This is a genomic window from Sphingomonas sp. BK481 (assembly GCF_014194875.1).
Lineage (GTDB): Bacteria > Pseudomonadota > Alphaproteobacteria > Sphingomonadales > Sphingomonadaceae > Sphingomonas > Sphingomonas aerolata.
Genome location: NZ_JACIAP010000013.1, coordinates 12,409 through 35,666, shown reverse-complemented (window position 1 = coordinate 35,666; position 23,258 = coordinate 12,409). Strand labels below are relative to the sequence as shown.

The 23,258-nt window shown below is 62.2% G+C and carries 24 protein-coding genes; 17 read left to right on the top strand and 7 right to left on the bottom strand.

Annotated features, from left to right (window positions below):
- Window positions 1–13 precede the first annotated feature (13 nt).
- From FHY04_RS18860 to FHY04_RS18845, 4 genes are read right to left on the bottom strand one after another with little or no spacing between them, the layout of a single operon-like run.
- Entirely contained in the window at window positions 14–1,324 is a 1,311-nt protein-coding gene (locus FHY04_RS18860) for an LPD7 domain-containing protein (RefSeq protein WP_183937424.1), read from the bottom strand.
- Window positions 1,321–1,920: a lytic transglycosylase domain-containing protein gene (locus FHY04_RS18855; protein WP_183937423.1), complete on the bottom strand. Its 600-nt coding sequence runs from the start codon at window positions 1,918–1,920 to the stop codon at window positions 1,321–1,323. The genes FHY04_RS18860 and FHY04_RS18855 overlap by 4 nt, the downstream gene beginning before the upstream one ends.
- Complete coding sequence (locus FHY04_RS18850; RefSeq protein ID WP_183937422.1) at window positions 1,917–2,270, bottom strand: hypothetical protein; 354 nt, start codon at window positions 2,268–2,270, stop codon at window positions 1,917–1,919. The genes FHY04_RS18855 and FHY04_RS18850 overlap by 4 nt, the downstream gene beginning before the upstream one ends.
- Window positions 2,267–3,004: a muramidase gene (locus FHY04_RS18845; protein WP_311725604.1), complete on the bottom strand. Its 738-nt coding sequence runs from the start codon at window positions 3,002–3,004 to the stop codon at window positions 2,267–2,269. The genes FHY04_RS18850 and FHY04_RS18845 overlap by 4 nt, the downstream gene beginning before the upstream one ends.
- Window positions 3,005–3,313: 309 nt before the next feature.
- Here FHY04_RS18845 and FHY04_RS18840 point away from each other — a divergent pair, with 309 nt between their 5' ends.
- Window positions 3,314–3,958, top strand: coding sequence for a Hin recombinase (locus FHY04_RS18840; protein WP_183937420.1), 645 nt, complete (start codon window positions 3,314–3,316; stop codon window positions 3,956–3,958).
- Window positions 3,959–4,434: 476 nt separating this feature from the next.
- Here FHY04_RS18840 and FHY04_RS18835 read toward each other — a convergent pair.
- Window positions 4,435–5,192 (bottom strand): IS5 family transposase gene (locus tag FHY04_RS18835; RefSeq protein ID WP_183937419.1). Its coding sequence is split into 2 segments (ribosomal slippage): window positions 4,435–4,871 and window positions 4,871–5,192, totalling 759 coding nucleotides; the frame shifts between segments, so codons are not numbered across the junction.
- 427 nt (window positions 5,193–5,619) lie between these two features.
- Between FHY04_RS18835 and FHY04_RS18830 the strand changes: the two genes are divergently transcribed.
- From FHY04_RS18830 to FHY04_RS18810, 5 genes are all read left to right on the top strand, one after another.
- Complete coding sequence (locus tag FHY04_RS18830; RefSeq protein ID WP_137861163.1) at window positions 5,620–6,567, top strand: GAF domain-containing protein; 948 nt, start codon at window positions 5,620–5,622, stop codon at window positions 6,565–6,567.
- 140 nt (window positions 6,568–6,707) lie between these two features.
- The gene (adh, locus tag FHY04_RS18825; protein WP_183937418.1) at window positions 6,708–8,228 is read left to right on the top strand and encodes an aldehyde dehydrogenase; all 1,521 of its coding nucleotides are present in this window, start codon (window positions 6,708–6,710) and stop codon (window positions 8,226–8,228) included.
- A gap of 79 nt (window positions 8,229–8,307) precedes the next feature.
- On the top strand, window positions 8,308–9,342 hold the full coding sequence (adhP, locus tag FHY04_RS18820) for an alcohol dehydrogenase AdhP (protein WP_066278433.1): 1,035 nt from the start codon (window positions 8,308–8,310) through the stop codon (window positions 9,340–9,342).
- On the top strand, window positions 9,342–11,624 hold the full coding sequence (gene acs, locus FHY04_RS18815; protein ID WP_260171640.1) for an acetate--CoA ligase: 2,283 nt from the start codon (window positions 9,342–9,344) through the stop codon (window positions 11,622–11,624). Before adhP ends, acs begins: the two co-directional genes overlap by 1 nt.
- 488 nt (window positions 11,625–12,112) lie before the next feature.
- On the top strand, window positions 12,113–12,598 hold the full coding sequence (locus FHY04_RS18810; protein ID WP_183937417.1) for a GNAT family N-acetyltransferase: 486 nt from the start codon (window positions 12,113–12,115) through the stop codon (window positions 12,596–12,598).
- 192 nt (window positions 12,599–12,790) lie between these two features.
- Here FHY04_RS18810 and FHY04_RS18805 read toward each other — a convergent pair whose 3' ends face one another.
- Entirely contained in the window at window positions 12,791–15,748 is a 2,958-nt protein-coding gene (locus tag FHY04_RS18805) for a Tn3 family transposase (RefSeq protein ID WP_183937416.1), read from the bottom strand.
- Between the two features lie 139 nt (window positions 15,749–15,887).
- Between FHY04_RS18805 and FHY04_RS18800 the strand changes: the two genes are divergently transcribed.
- Window positions 15,888–16,463: a recombinase family protein gene (locus FHY04_RS18800; protein WP_311725594.1), complete on the top strand. Its 576-nt coding sequence runs from the start codon at window positions 15,888–15,890 to the stop codon at window positions 16,461–16,463.
- A gap of 10 nt (window positions 16,464–16,473) precedes the next feature.
- The gene (locus FHY04_RS18795; protein WP_183937414.1) at window positions 16,474–16,740 is read left to right on the top strand and encodes a hypothetical protein; all 267 of its coding nucleotides are present in this window, start codon (window positions 16,474–16,476) and stop codon (window positions 16,738–16,740) included.
- 196 nt (window positions 16,741–16,936) lie between these two features.
- Here FHY04_RS18795 and FHY04_RS18790 read toward each other — a convergent pair whose 3' ends face one another.
- Window positions 16,937–17,197, bottom strand: a complete 261-nt coding sequence (locus FHY04_RS18790; protein ID WP_183937413.1) for a helix-turn-helix domain-containing protein — start codon at window positions 17,195–17,197, stop codon at window positions 16,937–16,939.
- Window positions 17,198–17,353: 156 nt separating this feature from the next.
- Here FHY04_RS18790 and FHY04_RS18785 point away from each other — a divergent pair, with 156 nt between their 5' ends.
- The 9 genes from FHY04_RS18785 (at window position 17,354) to FHY04_RS18745 (ending at window position 23,195) form a co-directional block, all read left to right on the top strand.
- Window positions 17,354–17,794 carry a hypothetical protein gene (locus FHY04_RS18785; protein WP_183937412.1) on the top strand — a complete coding sequence of 147 codons (441 nt, stop codon included), beginning with the start codon at window positions 17,354–17,356 and terminating at the stop codon, window positions 17,792–17,794.
- Window positions 17,795–17,981: 187 nt separating this feature from the next.
- Window positions 17,982–19,004, top strand: coding sequence for a helix-turn-helix domain-containing protein (locus FHY04_RS18780; RefSeq protein WP_183937411.1), 1,023 nt, complete (start codon window positions 17,982–17,984; stop codon window positions 19,002–19,004).
- Window positions 19,005–19,353: 349 nt separating this feature from the next.
- On the top strand, window positions 19,354–20,001 hold the full coding sequence (locus FHY04_RS18775) for a hypothetical protein (RefSeq protein WP_311725590.1): 648 nt from the start codon (window positions 19,354–19,356) through the stop codon (window positions 19,999–20,001).
- Window positions 20,002–20,053: 52 nt separating this feature from the next.
- The gene (locus FHY04_RS18770) at window positions 20,054–20,383 is read left to right on the top strand and encodes a single-stranded DNA-binding protein (RefSeq protein WP_183937410.1); all 330 of its coding nucleotides are present in this window, start codon (window positions 20,054–20,056) and stop codon (window positions 20,381–20,383) included.
- Window positions 20,384–20,540: 157 nt separating this feature from the next.
- Window positions 20,541–21,053 carry a DUF2726 domain-containing protein gene (locus tag FHY04_RS18765; RefSeq protein ID WP_183937409.1) on the top strand — a complete coding sequence of 171 codons (513 nt, stop codon included), beginning with the start codon at window positions 20,541–20,543 and terminating at the stop codon, window positions 21,051–21,053.
- 162 nt (window positions 21,054–21,215) lie between these two features.
- Window positions 21,216–22,106: a toprim domain-containing protein gene (locus FHY04_RS18760; RefSeq protein WP_260171638.1), complete on the top strand. Its 891-nt coding sequence runs from the start codon at window positions 21,216–21,218 to the stop codon at window positions 22,104–22,106.
- Between the two features lie 24 nt (window positions 22,107–22,130).
- On the top strand, window positions 22,131–22,673 hold the full coding sequence (locus FHY04_RS22740) for a hypothetical protein (protein WP_260171637.1): 543 nt from the start codon (window positions 22,131–22,133) through the stop codon (window positions 22,671–22,673).
- Window positions 22,674–22,726: 53 nt separating this feature from the next.
- On the top strand, window positions 22,727–22,921 hold the full coding sequence (locus FHY04_RS18750) for a hypothetical protein (protein ID WP_183937407.1): 195 nt from the start codon (window positions 22,727–22,729) through the stop codon (window positions 22,919–22,921).
- 4 nt (window positions 22,922–22,925) lie between these two features.
- Entirely contained in the window at window positions 22,926–23,195 is a 270-nt protein-coding gene (locus FHY04_RS18745; protein ID WP_183937406.1) for a hypothetical protein, read from the top strand.
- The last annotated feature ends 63 nt before the right edge of the window (window positions 23,196–23,258 follow it).

The window sequence follows — 23,258 nt, the reverse complement described above, 5'->3', positions numbered from 1 at the left end:
CCATGGCTTGAGTTTACCTCTCCAGATCGGGGGTGGGTTGGATCGGTTCGATTTGCCGAACGGGGGTTGGCTCACGGACCGAAACATCCAGGCCGCGCGTCAGCGCGGCCGAGATCAATTCGCGGCTCTCGAGGTTAGCGGACATGATCCGATCCGTGTCCCCCTCGAAAGCCACGCTAATATGTTGCTCCATTACCGCCTGCGCTTCGACCGCATTGGCAAGGCGTGGGTCGGCCGCAATCCGCTCGGCGTTGTCGCGCAGGAACAGCTCCGCCAATTCTTCATTATCGTCCCGCGCGGCGTCAGCGCCATGCACCCGCTCCTCGCGGACGATTGCCGGTTCGGGCAGCTCATGCGGATACGGGAGTCGCGTCCCAGCCCGTTCCTCCGACCGCTCCGACTCTACGAACGACGCGACCAACTCTTTCGCCACCTCATGACGATTGAGCCCCGAGCGGACGATGTAAACCGCATCCGCGACCTCACCGTCCCACTCCTTGTCACGCGCCATCCGGCGCAGATCGTCGGGCTCATAGCCCGCTCTGGAGAACGAGCTGACCAGCGACGGGCTTTCGAGCGCCCGCTCCAACGCACCGTTGAGCGCCTCGTTATTCACTTCGAGGCGCTCGTACCGGAACTCTCGTTCCATCGGCTCCAGGTTCGGTGTCAGGCTCTCCGAGAGTGCCTTATGGTCCTGGGTATAAACGCTCAGCGTCAGCAGCAGACGCTTGTCGGCATCCGACAATCCCGTGCTGCCTTGCGCTGGCGCCGCTTCCGCAACGGCTTCGCGACCGACATCGGCCGACCGCGCTGGAACGGCCGCTTCGACCGCGACGGCAGCCACGATCGGCGCAACCTGTTCGACGACCGGCGCCGGCTTTGCAGCCGCCTCGCGTTCGCGCCGTGCTTCATCCGCACGCCGCAACTCGCCCATCCGCTCCTGTTCGGCGAAGCTCGGCTCATAACCCCGGACCGTCAGCCCCTCGCGCGATCCGGCCTCCCATACGGCCTTCTTGAACTCGGGAGATCCATCGACGTCGATGCCCTCCCAACCGTTATGCTTCGCGATTTTCACCAGCGCCGCGACGGTCTCCGGATCCTCCTTCCGGGCAACGATGCGATCACCGTTGCCGAGGACTTCGATCGACGGGTCTCCGCGATCACCCGCCCGAAACATGCCCATCCGAACTTCGTTGGGGTCTTTTGCCGGGACAATTCGAACGTCGTATCGATCGGCCAGATCGGGCGGCAACTTGAAGCCAGCCTCGACGGCTTCCGGCTCCACGTCCCGTCCGGGGCGTGCAACGGTATTATCGACGCTCATTTGAAAACCTCGATTGAGTTGGAAGCGACCTGACCGACCACCCAGCTATCGTCGCTGCTGACGGGCTTGGCCGCGCTGGTTGCACCGGTCGCCCCAGCAGGCGCGCCCGGAATAGGCGGCGCAGCCTGAATCGTGCCCATGCCGCTTGCGGCCGACCACACGCGGCCAACATACCCGTTGCGAAAGCCCCGCGTCAGCGTGCCGGTGTTGTAGAGCGAATAGGTCGCCGAAATTGCGTCGAGGCCGCTGTAGTGACGGCTGGCGAGGCCATAGCCCTCTTGCAGCAGCGACGACGCGAGACGCAGGTTCGTGCACGGATCGAACGCCTGTTCGACACTCACGCCGAGGCGCGCGAAATTGGCCGAGTTGATCTGGGCCAAGCCCACATCGACCGTGTAGCCCTGCGCCATATAGCGCCGCACCAGCGCGGCACCTTCGGCAGCAGAGCCGGCCCGCACACGCGGGCCACGATTCACGTTGATCGACAGATCATCGCCGCCACTCTCCGTCATCACGAGAGGCACGACCGCTTCGGTCGCGACTTCGGACGCGCATTGCTGCGCCAAGACGGTAATGGCGGCGACGGCGTGGATCATTGCTGCGTCACCGTCTGGTAGCGCGTGTCCAGCGAGTAGCGCGACGTGCTGCCGTCGGGCTGGCTCACGGTCATGGTATAACCATGCTTCGCTGACTTCGTTTTAATGCCGACCCCCGTGCAGGAGGGGAACCCACCGCCGGTAGCCAGCGCGTTCCAGAGCTTCGTAATAGGAGGCACACACTCTGCGTACTTCGTCGGCGACCCCGGCGTGGCGAGGCAAAGGACGACCTGGCAGCCCCAATCGGACGCATAGGCCGGCTGGGGCGCAGCTACGACGACCAAACCGCCCACGCACAGCGCGACCGCTCCAGTCATACCGCTCAGCTTATTCAGAACACGTCGCATCATGAACCACCTCCCTGAGAAGCGCGCCAAGCCGCGCTGGCGAAGACATCCCATTGTGGGGGGGCCTTCGCTGCGGTTTGCAGGACCGAAGCAGGCGCGGTGTGCGCATCGGTCCCGACCGGCACAGAAGCCGGCGCGTCAGCGCTGGCGACGTTGACGATCCAGTCTTCATCCTCCTCGATCGGCCGTGTCCGGTCGATCACCTGGCCCGGACGCGCGAAGGCGACGTGCCAATGGTTGGAGTGGCCGCGATCACCCGGGCCGAGAAGCTCGATCAAGCGGAACCCGCTCTGTGCCATCAACGAGCGGATCTGATCGCGGTTGATCGAATTGACGCCGCCTGCCGGCACGAAGTCGACCGCCTGGCCGAATTTGTGCCAGCTATACCGCGCGCCATAACTCGCGTTCATCGGTCGGATCGTGTCGGTTATCCGCGCGCCGAAGGCGCGACGAACGAGAGCTGCGACATTCGATACCGTTGGCGCGCGGCCGACCGGCGCACCCTGCGTACCGTCATCGATGTGTGAGAGCGCGCACGCATCGAACACCGACGCCGGTGTGACGCCGTAAGTGGCAAAGTCCCGACCCGCGATTTCGAGTGGACCGGCAGTGAAATCAGCGCCTAACGTGATAAGGTCACGGACCGTCGCTTCCGCATCCGCCTCCGTCGCCGGCTCCGCGGCGAGCGTCGCGCCAGCATGGACCGTGATCGGAAAGGGCGAAGGAGCCGAGCTCACAGAGCCACCCAACCCTGCCGCGCAGAGTTGAATCGCCTTCGCCGTGAGCCCCACTGGAAGCATGACCGAGTCCTGTCAGCTTGTCTAAGATCGTATCATGGGCGAATATGGCAATGCTGGCAACACTCAATCGCAAACCAGCAACAGGACCGGCACTTGTTAAAGTGCATGAATTGTTTCGAGACAGTTAATGCCCAAGGTTGCCGAACCCCGCTATGTCGCATACAAAAATGTCCCTTTAAGGGAGTCCGGCGAGACGGGAGTCCGCTGGGCTCCCTCAGTGATGCGTACCGCGCAAAGGGCAAAAGATTGAGCAGAACCGTCGCTTTTATCGCGGAAACACCGGGCTCGGCGACAACCGCGGATCAACAAGCGTGTCTCTGCCCGACCGATCTTCAGGTTCTCGCCGGCAGCAAAGCCTTCAACCAGCTCGAAGACCTTCTCGCACTTAGAGGCATCCGCCTCGGGCCAGGCGATCGCGTCAAGGTTCACGCCCTCTCGTGCCTGGACATTTCCACGCACAAGCTGGTTCGAGCAGTCGTGAAACTGCTCAAGGCGGGCATCAGCTTCGAAATCTGCGCGCCTCACATCGTCGTCGAGCCAACGGTCGGCGACGTAGCCCACACGATCTTTGCCGAGCTGGACAGCCATTACCGACACATCCACGGGATCAAGACGCACCCTCCCGAGATGGCGCGATCGGGTCGCAAACCCTTCCTCGATTCAAACAAGCTCGCGGATGTCCGAGCCGCATTGAGTAAACCCGGGGCGACGCAGGCCGAGGTTGCGCAATCGCTAGGCGTCGCACGATCGACCCTGTACAATTTTCTCGAACGGCATGACCAAAATCGGCCGGTGCAACGACGTACCAAGAAGACGCAGGAACTGCGCCCCGTGGCGGTCGGAAGTAAGATCGCAGATCCCCGCATCAAGGAAGAAACGCCAACCGAGTAAAACGGCTCCATCGCGCCGAGGCGATCGTGCCGCATCCGCGGCGACGCTCTCCGACTGATGGCCAACCCGGCCGATGGTTGTTTGTCCACGGCCTGCAATACAGGACCGCAACGCCAAGCTACTCACCACGCCACCTCCACCGGTTCGTCCCCAACAGGGCTCACTGCACGAAAGTGCGGTTTACGTACGCTAGACGCGAACGGATAGCGAACAGCAGCAAGTTGGTGGGACGTGTGATTGTGTATGCGTCCGGGCACCGCCGTCCAGCGGAGCGCCCCACACTCAATGACCGCTTCCGGGTTGTGCCCGGAGCCGATCTAATGGCTAGGTCTGGGTGGTTTCCGGACATGCGGCTTTCGGGAGACCGCAGGCGATAGCTGCCGTCCCAAAAACGATGGTGTTTTGGGACAGTTACATGCTTACCGCAGTGGCACCCACCAAGCGCGCGATCATGCTTTAAGGTCAGGACTCGTTGATTACAGCCAGAAGATGACGGTGGCAGCGAGGGCGATGGCGGAGAAGAAGACGGTCGGGCAGCGGTCGTAGCGGGTTGCGACGCGGCGCCAGTCCTTGAGGCGGCCGAACATGATCTCGATGCGGTTACGTCGCCGATAGCGGCGCTTGTCGTACCTGACCGGCTCGTTGCGGGACCGCCGCCCTGGGATGCAGGGTTGGATGCCCTTGGCCTGGAGCGCATCCCTGAACCAGTCGGCGTCGTAGCCGCGGTCACCTAGCAGCCACTGAGCCTTCGGCAGGTCGTCCAGCAACGCGGCCGCACCGGTGTAGTCGCTGACCTGCCCGGCGGTCATAAAGAAGCTCAAGGGGCGTCCGTTCGCATCGGCTACGGCATGGAGCTTGGTGTTCATGCCGCCCTTGGTGCGGCCTATCAGGCGGCCAAGGCCCCCCTTTTTACCCGCAGGCTCGATGCCGTGCGGTGCGCCTTCAGGTAGGTGGCGTCGATCATAACCGTCTTCGGCTCGGCGCCTGCCGCCGCCAGCCCTTCCATCATCCGCGTGAACACGCCTGCCTCACCCCGGCGCTTCCACCGGTTGTAGAGCGTCTTGTGTGGCCCATAGGCGCTGGGCGCATCTCGCCAGCGCAGCCCATTGCGGTTGACGAAGACGATGCCGCTCAGAACCCGTCGGTCGTCCACCCGCGGCCGGCCGTGGCTGTTGGGAAAGAACGGCCGCAGCCGCTCAATCTGCTCATCCGTCAGCCAAAACAGGTCACTCATTCCGGTCTCCTCGCGGAGCCTGAATCAGATCGCGACGCTCACATCAATGGGTCCTGCCCCTAACTAGGCTCTCATACCATTCCCGATCGGAAGGGTATGAAAGACAGTCAGAACAGTCCGTTTCCGTTCGGAAATCGGAAATCGGAAATCTTCTCAGCTCAAGGTTGGAGTTCAATGATGGAAACGTCTGGATCTGGTTCAGGCTCCGTAGTAAGCGCAAAATGAGCGACCTGTCCTGACTGACGGACGAACCGATGGGCGGCTGCAAGCAATTGCCGGATGGCACGATGCAGGCAGGGTGACCGGTCAGCGTGATGTCAATTTATCGACGCAAGGATACCTTTCTTCACACCAAAGGCCGCTGGCGGGATGCAGAACACTACGGCATTGGTTCGACAACTGGCGACATTTCGTGTATCCCGGCGCGATGAAGGATCGGCATGAAGCAGTTGTCGAAGAGGTCCTGCATTGCTCAGCCAGTGCCGCGCATTCGCTTGTTGCTGCCAGCTGGTGTCGTTCGGGCCTAAAGCACGGTCTCGACGCAGGAGCCGATCGGGTTCCAGATCTTGTATCTGCAAGTGACCTGATTCAGCGGCGGCAACGCTGTGAGTTGATGCTGGAGGTCGCGCGTCCCTTGCTCGACCAGCTGTTCCAGATCGTCTCTGCCACGGGTTGCGCCGTGATGCTGTCGGACAATGACGGTGTCGTTCTGGAAGCGCGTAGCCTCGCGGGTGACCGCGAGCTTTTCGATCGGATCGGCTTGACGCCCGGCGGAGTGTGGAGCGAAAGCCGGGAAGGCACGAACGGGATCGGCACCTGCCTGATCGAGGGTCGACCGGTCACGATCCATCGAGATGAACACTTCGCCAGCCGGAATACGGGCATAAGCTGCATGGATGCGCCGGTGCGCGATGCGACCGGCCAGCTTGTCGGCGCCTTGGATATCTCGAACTGCCGCTACGACCACAGCGCCGCGATGGGAATGCTCGTTCAGAAGATCGTGCAGGATGCCGCTCGCCGGATCGAGAGCGGCATCTTTCGCGCGCATTTCGCCTCGTACCGGATCATCGATGCCAATCTGCCAGGCGGCGATGCAGCCTTGCTGGCCGTTGATCGGGACGATCTGGTCATCGGCGCGACCTTCGCTGCAAGGCATCGGTTCAAACTGACCAACGCGTGTCTCGGGGGCCGCCGCACGGCTTCGAATATCCTCGGTGGCGAAGAAGCCACCTCGTTCGCTGACTCGGAACGGGCTTTCTTGCGCCGCGCGCTGGCGCGGGCAGACGGCAACGCCACCAAGGCGGCAAAGGAACTCGGCATCGGTCGAGCTACTCTCTATCGTCGAATGGAAAGGGTAGGTTTGCAGCGTCGCTGACATATCTGGTCTCCCCATTGTCTCGATAGCGAGACAATCGACCCATTCCATCAACCGGCAGTCCCTGTGCACCGCCGCCATCTCGCGGAACTATCGTCCTCGCGACCGGAAGGATCCGGCGGTTTCGAGAGGATGACGTGATGGACATACAGACCAACCCCGCCACTTCGATGACGGTGCCGTTCGCGGAACGCTACGACAACTTCATCGGCGGAAAGTGGACCGCGCCCAAGGACGGGCGCTATTTCGACAACATCTCGTCGATTACCGGCAGATCCATTGGTCAGGTGGCACGCAGTCAGGCGGCCGATGTCGAAGCCGCGCTGGATGCGGCGCATGCGGCGAAGGAGGCCTGGGGCCGCACCAGCGTTAGCGAGCGAGCCTTGATCCTCAATCGGATCGCGGACCGGATGGAGGAAAATCTTCGCGAGCTCGCCATCGCGGAAACCTGGGACAACGGAAAACCGCTACGCGAGACAATGGCCGCGGACATTCCGCTGGCGATCGATCACTTCCGCTATTTCGCAGGCTGCATCCGCGCGCAGGAAGGCGGTATCTCGGAGATCGATCACGATACGGTCGCTTATCATTTCCATGAGCCACTGGGCGTGGTCGGCCAGATTATTCCGTGGAACTTCCCGATCCTGATGGCGGTGTGGAAACTCGCACCGGCACTGGCGGCAGGCAATTGCGTGGTATTGAAACCGGCCGAACAGACGCCGGCGTCGATCATGGTCCTGATGGAAATCATCGGCGACCTGCTGCCCGCCGGGGTGGTCAACGTGGTCAACGGCTTCGGCTTGGAAGCCGGCAAGCCGCTCGCCAGCAGCAACCGCATCGCGAAGATTGCCTTCACGGGCGAGACGACGACGGGTCGGCTCATCATGCAATATGCCAGCGAGAACCTGATCCCGGTGACGCTGGAGCTCGGCGGGAAAAGTCCGAACATCTTTTTCGAGGACGTATGTCGCGAGGACGACGATTATCTCGACAAGGCGATCGAGGGCCTAGTGATGTTCGCGCTCAACCAAGGCGAGGTATGCACCTGTCCAAGCCGGGCACTGGTGCATGAGAACATTTACGACCGCTTCATGGAACGCGCGATCCAGCGCGTTGAGGCGATCAAGGCAGGCAATCCGCTCGATCTGGAGACAATGATCGGCGCGCAGGCATCATCCGAACAGCAGCAGAAGATCCTATCCTACATCGATATCGGCAAACAGGAGGGCGCCGAACTGCTGACCGGCGGCGAGGCAGCCCGGTTCGAAGGCGATCTTGCAGGCGGCTACTATGTAAAACCCACCGTGTTCCGTGGCCATAACCGGATGCGGATTTTTCAGGAGGAAATCTTCGGACCGGTCCTGTCGGTCACCACCTTCAAGGACCAGGATGAGGCGCTGAACATCGCCAACGATACGCTTTATGGCCTGGGCGCGGGCGTGTGGAGCCGGGATGCGAACACCTGCTACCGCTTCGGCCGCGCGATCCGCGCGGGACGTGTGTGGACCAATTGCTACCATGCCTATCCCGCCCACGCGGCGTTCGGCGGCTACAAGCAATCCGGCATCGGGCGCGAAAACCACCGCATGATGCTCGACCACTATCAGCAGACCAAGAACATGCTGGTCAGTTACAGCCCGAAGAAGCTCGGCTTCTTCTGAGGCGAACAGCCCGGGCACGGCGACGCGGAGTTTCGCCCGCCGCCCGGCCTTCGAACGATAAAACTACAGGAGAGATGTCATGAGCAAGACCATGAAAGCCGCCGTCGTGCGCGCCTTTGGCGAGCCACTGCGGATCGAGGAAGTTCCGGTTCCCGAGGTCCAGCCCGGCATGATCCAGGTTGCCATTCAGGCCTCCGGTGTGTGTCACACCGACCTCCACGCCGCAGAAGGCGACTGGCCGGTAAAGCCCGAGCCGCCCTTTATCCCGGGCCACGAAGGCGTGGGCTTTGTCTCCGCTGTGGGCAAGGGCGTGACCCACGTGAAGGAAGGCGACCGGGTCGGCGTGCCTTGGCTCTACACCGCTTGCGGTCACTGCACGCACTGCCTCGGTGGATGGGAGACGCTGTGCGAAAGCCAGTTGAACACCGGCTATTCGGTCAATGGCGGGTTCGCCGACTACGTGCTGGCCGACCCCAATTATGTCGGCCACCTGCCGGACAATGTCGGCTTCAACGAAATCGCGCCGGTGTTGTGCGCGGGCGTGACGGTCTACAAGGGCCTGAAGATGACCGATACCCGGCCCGGCGATGCGGTCGTCATCTCCGGCATCGGCGGTCTCGGCCATATGGCGGTACAATATGCGGTGGCCATGGGGATGAAGGTGGTCGCCGTCGACGTCGACGACGCCAAACTCGACCTCGCCCGCAGGCTCGGTGCGGTGGAGACGGTCAACGCACGGACGGACAATGATCCCGCCACGACGGTAAGGCGATTGACCAGCGGAGGCGCGCGCGGCGCGCTGGTGACCGCGGTGAGCGAAAAGGCCTTTGAACAGGCGGTCGGCATGATCGGGCGCGGCGGCACCGTCGCGCTTAACGGCCTGCCGCCGGGTGATTTCCCGCTCAACATCTTCGGCATGGTACTGAACGGTATTACCATACGCGGCTCCATCGTCGGCACCAGGCTGGACCTGCAGGAATCGCTCGAATTCGCTGGCGACGGCAAGGTGAAGGCGACGATCTCGACTGCCGGTCTCGAAGACATCAACTCGGTGTTCGACCGTATGCGGCAGGGCCAGATCGAAGGGCGGGTCGTCCTCGACCTGACCGTATAATGGCGAACGGTGACGAGCAGGACGAGGGAAAAATGGGGCGGGCCGCTTTGGTTCGCCGTGTGATTGCCACCGAGGCGGGAGCGGCGCTGCTGGCCGAAATCGTCGACCGTCACGGCCCGGTGCTGGTCCACCAGTCGGGCGGTTGCTGCGACGGTTCCAGCCCGATGGTTTATCCCCGCAGCGAGTTTTGCCTTGGCGGATCGGACGTGCTGCTCGGCACCATAGGCACCACGCCAGTCTATATCGGGGCGCAGCAATTCGCGGCATGGAAGCACACGCAGCTGATCCTCGACGTGGTGGAGGGACGGGGCGGGATGTTCAGCCTCGACAACGGAACGGGCCGACGCTTTCTCGTGCGAAGCCGTGTCTATGAGAAGGCCGAGATCACCATGTTGGCGGCAACCGACAGGCTTCACGCGATGCAAGCATCGGTGGAGCGCGATCCCGACGCCTTTTGGCTGGCCGAGGCATGCCGCCTGAACTGGAGCGTCTTCCCGACCAAAGCGGACGAGAGCAGCTTCGACAAAGCCGACTTCGGCATTCGCTGGTTTGCCGACGGCGAACTGAATGTTTCGGTCAACTGCCTCGATCGCCATCTGGATGCCCGTGGCGACAACGCCGCCATCGTTTTCGAAGGGGACGAGCCGGGCGAGGGGCGAACCCTCACTTACCGCGAACTGCATACGGAAGTCTGTCGTTTCGCCAATGTGTTGAAGGGCCGCGGAGTCGCCAAGGGAGATCGGGTAGTCCTGTACATGCCGATGGTACCCGAAGCCGCGATCGCCATGCTTGCCTGCACACGAATCGGCGGGGTACATTCGGTGGTGTTCGGTGGCTTTTCACCCGATAGTCTGTCTGATCGTATTTCCGATTGCGGCGCCAAGCTCGTTATCACCGCCAATGAAGGCAGGCGCGGCGGCAGGTCGGTTCCCCTAAAGGCCAATGTCGACGCGGCCTGTGCAAAGGCGGGCGGGGTCGAAACGGTTATCGTCGTACAGCGGACGACGACCGAGGTCGATCTCAAGGAGGGCCGCGATTGGTGGTGGCACGACTTGAGCAAAGGGGTCGATGCCGATTGTCCGCCCGAGCCAATGAATGCGGAAGATCCGCTGTTCATTCTCTACACCAGCGGATCGACCGGCAAGCCCAAGGGCGTGCTGCACAGCACCGGCGGTTATCTCCTGTGGGTCACGCTCACCACGGATCTTCTATTCGGGTTAGCCGACGACGATCTATTCTGGTGCACGGCCGATGTCGGTTGGATCACGGGCCACAGCTATGTCGTTTACGGGCCGCTCGCGAACGGCGCCAGCACGGTAATGTTTGACGGCGTGCCGACCTATCCTGATGCCGGACGCCTATGGGAAACGTGCCAGCGTCTGGGCGTCACCGTGTTCTACACCGCGCCGACCGCGATCCGCGCGCTGATGCGCGAAGGAGAGGAGCCGGTGAAACAACACGATCTGTCCCGGCTGCGGCTGCTCGGCACCGTAGGCGAGCCGATCAATCCCGAGGCCTGGAACTGGTATCACCGCGTGATCGGCGGCGAGCGTTGCGACATCGTCGACACATGGTGGCAGACCGAAACTGGCGCGGCGCTGATCGCGCCCGTGAACGGCACGGCGGAGGCGAAGCCAGGATCGGCGACCAAGCCGCTGCCGGGTGTATTTCCGGAACTGGTCGATGCCGAAGGCCGCACACTGGCCGGCGCGGTGGAGGGCAATCTCGTCCTCACCCGTAGCTGGCCCGGTCAGATGCGCACGGTTTACGGCAATCACGAACGCTTCTTTCAGACCTATTTCAGCACCTACCCGGGCAGCTATTTCACCGGAGACGGCGCACGTCGCGATGCCGATGGCGATTACTGGATTACCGGCCGGGTGGATGATGTGATCAACGTATCGGGCCACCGCATGAGCACCGCCGAAGTCGAAAGCGCGCTGGTGGCGCATGAGCGTGTGGCGGAAGCGGCGGTGGTGGGCATGCCGCACGATATCAAGGGACAAGGCATTTACGCCTTCGTGACGCTCAACGCGGATCAGGAGGGCGACGAGGCCCTGCGTGCCGCGCTGTGCAAATGGGTGCGCAGCGAGATCGGTCCGATCGCCACGCCCGATGCGATCCAGTTTGCGCCCAGCCTACCCAAGACGCGCAGCGGCAAGATCATGCGCCGCATTCTGCGCAAGATTGCCGAAGGGAAACCGGGCGAAGTCGGAGACATGTCAACCTTGGCCGACCCTGCGGTGGTCGACGAACTCGTGGCCAACCGCATCAGCGCCTAGGGTCCGTGACGGGGACAGGAAAGCTTTCCGAAGTTAGGATCGTCTCCGGCACCGTCTCGTTTGGGAACGGCCAGCGGGACGCCTCCCCCAAGTGGTCGGGCTGTCGGCCGCCGAATGGATCCGCTTTCCCGAATCCTGTTCCCGATTGCTCTTTCCCGAAATTCCCCTCCGGAGATGGAGAAACGGGACAAATCGAGACAAACGAATGGCTGCTTTCGGGGGTCCGGATTGCTCGCCTCAATGACCGAAATGGGGCGCAAGCCGAAAGGCAGGTTTCAGATCGTTGGAGGGGCAAGCGGACGTCGGGCCAGCGCCGGATTCAACGTCGGCTTTCCTGCGGCTTTGGCCCAATAGCCGCTAGGCAGCTCACGCCCCATTCTGGACGTTCCTACGCCTGATCGTCGTTGCGGGAAGCGGCCATACCCTTGACAGCGATAGCTTGAAGAAACTTAGATTGGTCCTCCGACCAACAACGGTCATGCATCAGTATGCAAATCGACGTCAGACAAGCCGCAATCGAGACAAAGCGTGACTTCGCCTTTATAGTGGAGGACGCGAACGCTTGGCAGAAAGCGCGTGGTAGTGAGGCGTGGGCCGGTCCTTTCGACGACGAGTGGATGCTGCCTCGCATTGAGCGAGGCGAGCTGTTCCTCGCCTATGCAGGGGCTGCGCCGGTTTCGGCGTTCCGAGTCTTGTGGGAGGACCACCCATTCTGGGGCGATCGGGAGGTCGGCGACAGCATCTACCTCCACACCTTCGCAGTCAGGAGAAGCTGCTCTGGGCGGGGAATCGGCCCCGCCGTCATCGAACAGGTGGCAATCATGGGACAGCACAGCGGGCGGGCGAAACTTCGGCTTGATTGCTTTCTCGCAAACACGCGGCTGATTTCGTTCTACGAACGCAACCTCTTCGCTTCAGTCGGTGTCACATCGGTGAAGGGGAGACTTATGAACCTCATGGAACGGGCGATCTGAGCGACAGCTATCTCCAACAACTCGCCGCGAGGCTGCCGTTCTGTTCACCACCCAGACATCGCCATAGAACTGGCCGCTGGCGCAACCCGAAAGCGGTCGCTTGATCGGTGGAAGCGCCGCTGGACGGCCGTGGGCGGACGCTAACGTTTCAACGCTGCTTTCAAGGGGTGGGAGCTGTCCCTCCAACTCCAATTACGCGGCTAGCAGTGACGGCGACGTGCGAAGCGGCCTCAGCTGGTCCGGTGGCGGCCGGTCGTCACGTTCCCAGCTATAATCACCGGTGAGCGAGATGTGCTCCCAGCCCAGCGGCGCGATATGGCGGGCCACCTCGTCTGTGGTTTCCATGCCGGTCAGCGCCTGCTCAAGATAGCGGGTGTTCCACAGGATGATCGCGGCGACCAACAGATTGAGGCCTGACGCCCGATAGGACTGGTTCTCGAACCGCCGGTCGCGCAGCTCGCCAAGTTGGTTGAAGAATAACGCGCGGGCGAGCGCGTTGCGTGCCTCACCCTTGTTCAATCCAGCTTGAGTGCGCCGACGCAGGTCAATGTCCTGCAACCAGTCGAGCATGAAGATCGAGCGTTCGAGCCGGCCGATCTCGCGCAGCGCCAGCGCAAGGCCATTCTGGCGAGGATAGGCCGATAGCTTGCGCAACATTGCCGAGGCGGTGACGGTCCCAGTTCTGATCGAGGTGGCAAGCCGCAGCAGTTCGTCCCAATGCGCAGCTGCATGGTCGTGGGCGATTGGGTCACCAACCATCCCTGCAAGCAATGGTCCCGTCTCTTGGCCAGGCAGAAGATGTAGGCGGCGCTCCTTGATATCGCGCAGCCGGGGCGCGAAGCGATAGCCAAAGAACGGCATCAACCCGAACACATGATCGGAGGCGCCACCCGTGTCGGTATAATGCTCTTCGATCGACAGCCCGGTGTGGTGGTACAGCAAGCCGTCGAGCACGTAAGGAGCTTCGCCAGCGGTCGCGGCGATCACGCGGGAGCTGAACGGGCCATACTGGTCCGAAACATGGGTGTAGAAAGATACCCCAGGCTCGTTGCCGTTGCGCGCATTGATGTCGCTGATTGCAGCGCCGCGCCCGCCAGCGTGGAATTGCTGTCCGTCGCTCGACGAGCTGATGCCGCTTCCCCACAATCCGGCCAGCGGCAGTGCACGATGGGCGTCGATTAAGCGTGCAAGCGCCTCACCGTAAGCCGCCTCGCTGATGTGCCAGTCATGCAGATGGGCGAGTTGGCGCAGACTGGCACCACGGCAACTGTCCGCCATGCGGGTCAGCCCTAGATTGATGCCGTCGGCAAGGACCACGGTCAGCAGAGCGTTCCGGTCGTCTGCCGGTCGACCGGAACGCCGGTGAGTGAAACAGTCGCTGAACCCGGTCCACGCATCGACATCGAGCAGGATATCGGTGATCTTCACCCGGGGTAGGCGGTCATAAGCTGTACGGCGGGCGACCTCCGCTGCGGGAGGCGTGATCGCCTTCAGCGGCGAGATCATCAAGCCGTTCTCGTCGAGGCGGACCTGAGGCAGTTCGCCCTGTCGGGCAAGCACCGTCACCCTCTCGACTGCGCTATCCAGACGCTGGCGACGACCCTCGATGTGAAGATCGAACCCGGCTTCAATCGCGAGCGGAAGCGGTCCCTTGTCACGCAACGCCGCGAAGGTGGTAGGTGGAATGAGATAGCTGTCGAAGTCTCGGAACTGCCGGCTTCCCGCTACCCAGATATCGCCGGCCCGCAACCGATCGCGAAGCTGGGATAATAGGCAAAGTTCGTAAGCCGCGCGATCGACAACACCGTCACGAATTACGAACGGACGCCAGCCTGTTGGTACGAAGCGTAATGGCACCTTGTCGGGCAGGCGCCGTTTTCCAGACCGGTAAAGATCGGCGATGATCGTGAGACCGTCGAGGATTGGCTGAACCGGTTTTGCGCCACGGAATTTGAACGCATTCAAAAACTGCCCGGCAAACAGCTTCACCGTGCGATGCCGCTCAATCAGTTCGGCGGTGCGGTCGATGGTTTCGGGCCGGACGAGAACTTCAGCCTGAGCGACAGCCGATCCGAACTGCTCCCAGTTGAACGGGCCGATACTCGCAAGAGACTCGATGCCCTTGGCGTGCGCATCGATCAGCACGCGGCAGCTATTGGTCAGGGTGCGAAGATGCCCCTGCATTTCACGCACTGTCCTGAGCGCCTTGTCGCGCGTCCGGTTCTCCGCGCGACGGGCCATGCTGCCGAGCAGCTTGTCGAACATGGTGAGTGTGGCGTCGGTGAGGCTTTCCTCAAGACGAGTGGTTGCAGCTGCCAGTGTCGCGTGGCGGCGCATAGGGCTGAGCTCGCCGAGGTGCTGCGGCGTGATCCGGACTGCCTGGTCAGCGAGCCTTTCGAACGTGACCGCCGGGATCATGGCGGCGCGTGCCCGATCCAGGCCGAGCGTCCGGACATGTTCAAGCCGTTCCAGCAGCCGCAGGATGTTGCGCGGTGCCGGCGATTGCGGCGCATTGCGCAGCCAGGCGAGCCAGGTCGGTCCTTGATCTGCTCGCCGGGTCAGCAAGGCATCGAGCATCTTGAGCTGGTCAGGCGCGATGCCGTTGGTCAGGAGCTCATGGGTGAGGTGTTCGGCTTGTTGACGGGCGCGCCTGACGATCGCCTCGATCACCGCTGGTGGCGGCAGGAGTATTCGTCGCCGGCGCAGTTCATCGATCACAGTGCTGGCGAGTTGGAAAGGTTGGGCAATCGTCTGGGCCACCGGCATTGCGAACGCCACGATCGCACGTGAGTGATTTCGATCGAACGCGGTATAGCCGAACCGCTGCATCAGGTCGGCAAGATGGGTGCGGCGAGTTTCATCGCGGCGACCGTAATCCTCGAACTCTCTCGTCGACACGTCGACCTGATCGGCGACAAAGGCGAGGATGGCAGCAGGCGGTTTCTCGCCCGCCTCCAGGACCCGGCCTGGCCAACGCATGTAAAGCAGCATCATTGCAAAGCCGAGCCGGCTCGCCGCTCCCCGACGTTCGCCGACAAGATCGAGATCTTGGCGGGTCAGGGTGAAGTGCCGGCTAATCTCGCGCTCATCAATCGAGGGATCATAATGCTGCGCGAGCGCCTCGCGTGTCAGCAATCGCCGCCTTGCCATGCGCTACGACCTTTCTCGTGCCTGTCCGTCAGACGGTCCTCTGGCGGACAGCAGGAATATGTCCGTCAACTCTGGACCCGCGATGGCGATTCGGACAAGAATGCAAATCGATGGGAAAACGGACAGATCGGGACGGTTTGTGGCACTGATCGGCTATGCCCGGGTTTCGACCGGCGATCAGAAGCTGACGCTCCAGCACGATGCGCTGACCGCGACCGGATGTGAGCGCATCTTCGACGACCATGCGTCCGGCGCGAAGACCGATCGACCGGGTCTCGCCGAAGCGCTTGCCTATCTGCGCGCCGGCGACACCCTGGTGGTCTGGAAGCTGGACCGGCTCGGCCGCTCGATGAGCCACCTGATCGATACGGTCGGCGAACTCGCCGAGCGTGGCGTGGGCTTTCGTTCGCTCACAGAGCAGATTGATACCACCACTTCAGGAGGGATGTTGGTGTTCAACATCTTTGGATCGCTCGCTCAGTTTGAACGCGACCTGATCCGCGAACGTACCAACGCCGGATTGAAAGCAGCGCGTGAACGAGGAAGCCTTGGCGGTCGGCGCCCCGTCATCACGCCCGACAAGTTGCGCAAGGCACGCGATCATATCGCTGCAGGCCTGACCGTTCGTGAAGCCGCTACCCGTCTCAAGGTCGGGAAAACCGCGCTCTACAAGGCGCTTGAACGCACCGCTGCCAACGCAGCGGACAGAACATGAGGCAAAGCTGATGGACGAACGCGACCCCAACATTGTCACTTCGAGCCTGTCCGGCATCGTCGAAGAGCAGGGCGTCAGGGTAACGGTCAACATCATCAGGCTGGAGAATGAGCCTGGATGGTCGCTCGAGGTCGAGAACGAGCACGGGACCTCCACGGTCTGGAACGACATGTTCGCGACCGACGATGCCGCTTATGCCGCTTTTCGTCAGACCGTCGACACGGAGGGCATGGGCGCCTTCCTCGATAAGGCTGTCGTCATCCCATTCCGACGTTAACACCGACGCCGTTCGCTGTTCGTTCGGGCCTGGCGTACGTAAATGTCACTTTCGTGCAGTGACCCCCAACAGTCTGGAATGACTATTCGAGCAAGGCGTCTGAAGTTCGCGCCGCTTCTTGCGAATCGTTCTAAGTCTGTCTCCGACCGGCGGCAATGGAAAAGCATTGCCATAAATCTGTAATTTATAAGGCTTTTTAGCCCTTACTCCCCGCGTCAGCGGGTATCAGCAGTATCGAAACATCTACGCCGACCGCATCGGACAACTTCACCATCATCTCGAGCGTCGGATTTGCGCGACCGTTCTCTATCTCCGAAAGATACCCTGGCGTTATGCCGGTTCGCCCGACGAGCTGGGTCTGGGTCAGTTTGAGGGCCTTGCGGGATTCCTTCAGACGCGCACCGAAAAGGACGGCTCTGGGGTGCGGAATATCTTCCAGGTCGACGAATTTGACCATCAACGGCGTCTCTTATCGCGCAAGCGTCAACCGGGACGGCCGCTCTCCTGTTTTCCGCCTTATCGCGAACGGCGCCGCCACGCACCAGATTCTATTTACAGTAAATCTAGCGCGGTCCTTTGACAAACCAGCGCCGGAATCGTTAAGCCTCGAATCATGGCACGGCCGGAAAAAAAGAATCAGAAGGAAATCGTCAGGGAACTCGTCCAGCAGCAGCGGGACGCGCTCTACGCGAGCGGCCACCAAAATATGGCCATGTCCGTCCGGCCAGAGGTCATCGACCAAATCGATGTCCTGAAAAAACGATACAAATTGCGTTCGCGCGATGCGGTGATCGCACGCGTCATCGCGAAGTCGAAGGCGACATTCAGTCCCGAGACCTTCGCGCTACAGGCTGCCGACAAAAACACCCTTCGCAAGATCTCTCCGATCGTCCCCAACGACCTTGTGGACTACGTGAAGCAGATCCAGCGGCGCTTTCGCGGCATAGCTTGCGGGCCGGTTTTCGAGATGATCTTTGCCGAAGTCGGCAACGACCTGTCGAACCCTGCCGTGCAGCTCGAGCTTATTCAAAGGGAGCGGGCCGTGAGCGGATAAAAGAAAGCCCGGCGCAAGGCCGGGCTCCCTGATCTGTAAGAGCATCGTTTGGCGACGATGCAAGGCTGGTTTCAAAACCCACTAACAGCCCCCTCCTACAGCATCACGATCCCCGGATCAAGAGAGCGTGCTTCGCGCCACGGCATGACTTTGCCTGCTGACGGTCCCTCGAACGAGGGGACGAACGATGGGATTTACCTTGCAAAGATCGATGGAGCGGGCCGGCTCGATCGTTGATGAACTGCGCGCCGAAGGCATCGATGACCTCGCCATCCAGATGGCGCTGGATCATCAGGAGGCACAGCGAGGGGCCGGGGTGCCGGTATATCCGCTTCGTGTGATTTGCGGCCTGGACCAGCTCGACCGACGCACCGATCGCAGCGTCGGGCAACACGCGCTCGCGCTGGCTGTTGCCCCCCGCAACCGCCCCGGCAAAGGCGGTCTTCACATCACGCGCGAACCTGTCTGGGCAAAGAGCATTCAGACCGGCAGCGATGCCGAGGCGAGCTTTCCGGTGCGGCTTACCACCGCAACCAGCAAGGCAATCATGAACGCCGCCTACCGCGGGCATGACCTTGGCCTGGACGCCTGCACAGCGGCACGCCGCGACAAGCGCGAGCTAACCAAGGAGGAGCAGAAGCTGGCCGCGTTGACCCCTAGCGGTCTCAAAATCCTACGACGCCTCCTCCAGGAGGCGCATTACCGAAAGGGTTGGGTCATGCCCGCGTATGAGACGATCGCGGCATGGACCAAGCTGGGGCGTTCGACCGTCATCCGCCAGTTGAAGGCGCTTGCGGCGATCGGGCTGACCGAGTGGGTCAGGCGTTTCGACTATGAGTGCGACCGCGAGAAAGGATCGCGCAGCAAGCAAACATCCAACCTCTATCGCTTTGCACTGCCACGCTGGCTCGCGAAATTCCTCAAGATCGACGCTCCCATACCGGATGACGAACGTACTCGCCGCGAGATCGCGCTCGAGGACCACGCAGTGATGCTCGCACAGACTCCCGAGGCTGAACGCAAGCGGCTAATGCCGACCGATGCGCCATCGCGCGCCCCGCTGATAATCGCAGCCTACCGGCACGATCGCCGCTCGCTTCGCGAGCAACAGGCCCGTGAGTGTCATGGAGGTACGGAACCTCAAGACTCAAGTTTATATATGGAAGTGGATATGAGGAATCGGCCTAGTCGGCCGATGAGTCGGCCCTGACGGGCTCGGTTGTTAAGGCAACGGCAGCGCCGCAAACCACCACCACTGCAAAACCAAAATTCGGGACCGTCGCCTTCGGCTCCGGAATGCTCCCCGATGGGAGCAAGCGGCTTGGGCAGCTCCCAAACGGCGACCGTCGTGCCTGCTGATCGCGTTTTTCGACGCTCAGCGCCCTTAAACAGCCGTCGCTCGACCATTGAGCGCGTCTCATTTGCCGCTTTCCCTTATACGGGTTGTCTTGAAACGATCTGGCGATAATATCGGACAAGCTATGGACGAATGACCAGGAGCGGCGCGTAGTGACCGAACGAAACCCGCAGCGGGTCACAGCCCTTCCGACCGGCCCTTCGTGAGACTGCGCGCGCTCCTGGGCGGCGCCGCGATCCTCGGAGGGATCGTCTTGTGGCATCACCCCACGCTCGACCACGGCGCTGCCGGGTCCGCCCCGCTCGGCTGCACCCCAACGAACGACGGGTCCGTGTGCGATGCCGTCGCCGGCCTATCCAAGGTAATTCGCTCTCCCCTGATCCCTAAAAATCGGGCCGCGCTTCTTCCACCGCCCGAAACACCGGGCGCGGTCGACCCGGCCATTACGCAGGCCAACATCGACGGCACGATCTGCCGCCCGGGTTACGCCCGGTCGGCACGACCCGCCTATTCGATCACCGGGCCGCTAAAACGGCGCATGATGGATGCGCAACACCCCGGCGAACGCATGGCCGATTATGAGCTGGACCATCTAATCCCAATCTCGATCGGAGGAGCGCCGCTCGACATGCACGACCTCTGGCTTCAACCGAGAGAGGGTCAGGCGAACGCCGGCGACAAAAACGTCCTCGCCTACGTGCTGTGGCGGTTGGTCTGCACGCACCAAGTGCCGCTCCAGACCGCGCAGCGCGAGATCAGTCACGACTGGACACACGCGTACCAGCTTTACGCGACGCCCGAAAACATCGCCAAATACCATTTCCAACATCCCGAGCAGGAGCGCGAATAGCGCTTTATGAACCGGGCGGTTTCAGCATTCCACTTCAGCAAAGGAGAGTATGATGCCTCAGAATATTGCGGAATTTCGGATCATCGGTCGGATCGGTAAGATCACGTCGCGTGAAAAAGTGAAGTACGTCAGCGTCGCGGCGAATTATAATCGGCGTGACGGAGAGGAGTGGAAGACCGATACACATTGGAACAGCGTGGTGTGTTTCTCAAACGTCGCTTCGCAAGTCGACAATGCCAATAAAGGCGATCTTGTTCACATCACCGGGCGAGTGCGTGAAAGCCAGCATGGCGAAGCCAACGATACATCGTACCGCACCGAGCTGATCGCCGACACGTTTTCAGTGCTGACCAAGGCCGACACCGAAGACTCGGATAGCTGATGGGACGCGGGGGCGGCCTTCGGCACGGCTCTATCGGCGCTACGCGCCGACCGAGCCCGCACGCGGTCTCGGCCCTCCCGGGTGACGATCCTCGCCTGGCCGGGAGGGCGCGCACAGCGCGCGCCCTCCCGGCCCTCTCACCAAATCCAACCGCATTATGACGCACTACACGCGACCCGAGTTGCTCCTCGCAGCGCTGGTCGTGGTCATCGTCCTGGCCGCGATCGCCAAGGCAATCCCGCGCACGCCCCGCGTCCGCGCCAAGGCGCTGCTCACCGAACGCGAGCGCGCCGCGCGCGGCATCATCGAACGCGTCCTCCCCCATACCCGCGTGCATGTGCAGGTCTCGATGGGCGCGCTCTTGCAGCCCAAGGGCGGCTTCGGTCGCAACGAGGCGACCCGCACCCGCTACAAATTTTCCTTGAAGATCGTCGACTTCGTGATCGAAGACCGCACGTCCGGCGCGATCCTCGCGCTGGTCGAGCTGGACGATCGCAGCCACGACGCTGCACGCGATCGTCAACGTGACGCGATGACCGCTTCGGCCGGCTATCGCACGATCCGCCTTCCCGCCGGCAAGCTCACCACGGCCGATATCGCCGCGCGGCTTCGGCCGCTCCAACGAAAGAACGCCGGCACGTCTACCAGTGCGACGCGGAGCGGCGCATGATCGATCACCGAAAAAGGACGAGTTCGGCGCTAGATCCTTTGGCGACGATGCGGACCCGGGCGGCGATCGCCGCCACAGAGGGGAGGATGCCGGCTGCTCTTCGGTTCAATTTTTCCGGAGGCACCCATGACCGAAATCCATCAAACCCACAGGACGATCGCCATGGCACGTCTCCCGCTAGACGCTGAGGTCCGCGCCAAGGATATCGTCGAGAAGCTCGGCGGAATCTGGCGCGGCACGCGCGGCGAATGCCGCTGTCCAGCGCATGACGACGGCTCTCCGAGCCTGTCAGTCCGTCTGGGGGACACAGCGATCCTGTTCCACTGCTTTGCCGGTTGCACGACGGTCGAAGTCCTCAAGGCCCTGCAGCGCCGCAAGCTCCACGATCGCACAGCCGTCTCGATGCCCGAAGCCAAGCCCAAGCGCGACATGGGCGCGCTCGCGCTCCGGCTCTGGAAAGCCAGTCAGCCGATCACCGGCACGCTTGCCGAGGAGTATCTCCTCGCGCGCGGCCTTTCCGGCCCATTCCCCAAGTCGCTGCGCTTCAATGCGGCGACGATCCACGGATCGGGCCCGTCCAAGCGGACGATGCCCGCCATGATCGCGGCCGTCGAAAACGACCTGGGCGTCGTCGCGGTGCAACGCACGTTCCTCGATCCCGACAATGTGCTCCACAAGCCGATGCCCAAGTCCAAGGTCTCGCTGGGCCTGCTCGGCACCGCCGCGATCCGGCTCGCGCCGGCGACCGACGAGCTGGGTTTCGCCGAAGGCATCGAGGACGCCCTGTCCGCGATGGAATGGTTCGGCACGCCCACCTGGGCCTTGGGCGGCGTCGAGCGCCTCGCCTTTGTCGCCATCCCGGAGAAAGTACGCCGCATCATCGTCTATGGCGATCGCGGGCGAGCGGCCGATCGAATGATGGCCAAGGCTCGCGACCATCTCACCGCCAACGGGCGCGAGCTCGTCAACCGCGTGCCCGAGCATCACGACGACTGGAACGACGCCTGGAGAGCGCACCTTTCGTGCGGTATCGATGCGAAGAGGAAAGTTTGACCGATGACGCTCTCTGACAAGGACGTGAAGGAAGCCCTGCTCTATATGGCGAAATCAGGCGCGTTTCCCGACGATCTGGCGCTTTCGCGTTGGGCGATCACCGATGAGGCCGAGCCTCACCTGCGGTATTGGCTCGCCGAGGGACGCAGACCCCTCCCCGCGAAATCCGAAGATATCGATCTTGAGGCGGCGAAAGCCGATGTAACGGCGCAGGATGTTCTGGCGGCAGATATCGCGGCGCGTTTCACGCCCGAACCGACCTCGATCTACAATCCGCAAACCGTCACCGACATGTTCCATTCGGGGTGGTTCGGCCAAGGGCCGGCCTTCTGGCGCTGGGTCGAGACCGACGCCGCCCAGCCCTATATCGCGGCCTGCGCCGCGATGCGTCGCGCCCCGACGCCTGGAGAGCTGGCCGACGTCATGACGCCCGATCCCACGACCCAGGCAATCGAAGATCCCGATTTTCTGGCGGCGCTGGCCGCCTCCATCGAGGCAACATTCGGCCGACCGGACGAGATGACGACGAGTGCCGTCGCTTCCTCTCGCGATCGCTTGTGGAACTAGCCGGCTTCGAGTTGCCAACGCGACTGCGTGCCCCTCACGACATAGGAACCGCCATGAACGCACCAACATCTCCCCGCGACTTCTCCGCGCTGCCGCACCGCGCGCACGACGTCATTACGATGATCGGTCGCGCTAACCGCGCAATCGAGAACGCGCTTGTTCCCGATACCCGACGCCCCTCGCGCAAGGTTTGGGAACGGATTTTGGCCGTGCTGAAGCAGATTCAGTTCTTCCCCCATGTACCTTAACGGGATGTCGGTGAGCGGCTTGGACGGCGCTTTGGACGACGCCTCCAGCGCGATCGCCGCACTGGAGGCGGCTGTCGCTCACGATCGCGGCACCATAGCTGGACGCTTCGCGCAGTGGCTTCATTTCCGTCGCCATCCCGAGGAATATCACATCATAGCCCAAGCTCCGACCGCCCTTGGAAAGGGCGTCGGGCTTGTCATTCCAAGATTCGGCGAGAGCTTCGGTCCGACCGAAGTGTTCGATCCCAAGCCGCGCCCCAAGAACCCGGATTGAGAGGAGAGGGAGCCTTCGGCTTGTTGATCCGGTGATGAGCACCGGGCGATAAAACCGGAGGCC

Excerpts from the sequence above, each read along its gene's own strand:
- FHY04_RS18750 (WP_183937407.1), top strand. The coding sequence starts at position 22,727 with ATGAACGCACCAACATCTCCCCGCGACTTCTCCGCGCTGCCGCACCGC.
- FHY04_RS18785 (WP_183937412.1), top strand. The coding sequence starts at position 17,354 with ATGGCACGGCCGGAAAAAAAGAATCAGAAGGAAATCGTCAGGGAACTC.
- FHY04_RS18850 (WP_183937422.1), bottom strand. The coding sequence starts at position 2,270 with ATGATGCGACGTGTTCTGAATAAGCTGAGCGGTATGACTGGAGCGGTC.
- FHY04_RS18855 (WP_183937423.1), bottom strand. The coding sequence starts at position 1,920 with ATGATCCACGCCGTCGCCGCCATTACCGTCTTGGCGCAGCAATGCGCG.
- FHY04_RS18790 (WP_183937413.1), bottom strand. The coding sequence starts at position 17,197 with ATGGTCAAATTCGTCGACCTGGAAGATATTCCGCACCCCAGAGCCGTC.
- FHY04_RS18795 (WP_183937414.1), top strand. The coding sequence starts at position 16,474 with ATGGACGAACGCGACCCCAACATTGTCACTTCGAGCCTGTCCGGCATC.
- FHY04_RS18765 (WP_183937409.1), top strand. The coding sequence starts at position 20,541 with ATGACGCACTACACGCGACCCGAGTTGCTCCTCGCAGCGCTGGTCGTG.
- FHY04_RS18810 (WP_183937417.1), top strand. The coding sequence starts at position 12,113 with ATGCAAATCGACGTCAGACAAGCCGCAATCGAGACAAAGCGTGACTTC.
- FHY04_RS18780 (WP_183937411.1), top strand. The coding sequence starts at position 17,982 with ATGGGATTTACCTTGCAAAGATCGATGGAGCGGGCCGGCTCGATCGTT.
- FHY04_RS18805 (WP_183937416.1), bottom strand. The coding sequence starts at position 15,748 with ATGGCAAGGCGGCGATTGCTGACACGCGAGGCGCTCGCGCAGCATTAT.
- FHY04_RS18760 (WP_260171638.1), top strand. The coding sequence starts at position 21,216 with ATGGCACGTCTCCCGCTAGACGCTGAGGTCCGCGCCAAGGATATCGTC.
- FHY04_RS18830 (WP_137861163.1), top strand. The coding sequence starts at position 5,620 with ATGAAGGATCGGCATGAAGCAGTTGTCGAAGAGGTCCTGCATTGCTCA.
- adhP (WP_066278433.1), top strand. The coding sequence starts at position 8,308 with ATGAGCAAGACCATGAAAGCCGCCGTCGTGCGCGCCTTTGGCGAGCCA.
- FHY04_RS18860 (WP_183937424.1), bottom strand. The coding sequence starts at position 1,324 with ATGAGCGTCGATAATACCGTTGCACGCCCCGGACGGGACGTGGAGCCG.
- FHY04_RS18770 (WP_183937410.1), top strand. The coding sequence starts at position 20,054 with ATGCCTCAGAATATTGCGGAATTTCGGATCATCGGTCGGATCGGTAAG.
- acs (WP_260171640.1), top strand. The coding sequence starts at position 9,342 with ATGGCGAACGGTGACGAGCAGGACGAGGGAAAAATGGGGCGGGCCGCT.
- FHY04_RS18745 (WP_183937406.1), top strand. The coding sequence starts at position 22,926 with ATGTCGGTGAGCGGCTTGGACGGCGCTTTGGACGACGCCTCCAGCGCG.
- adh (WP_183937418.1), top strand. The coding sequence starts at position 6,708 with ATGGACATACAGACCAACCCCGCCACTTCGATGACGGTGCCGTTCGCG.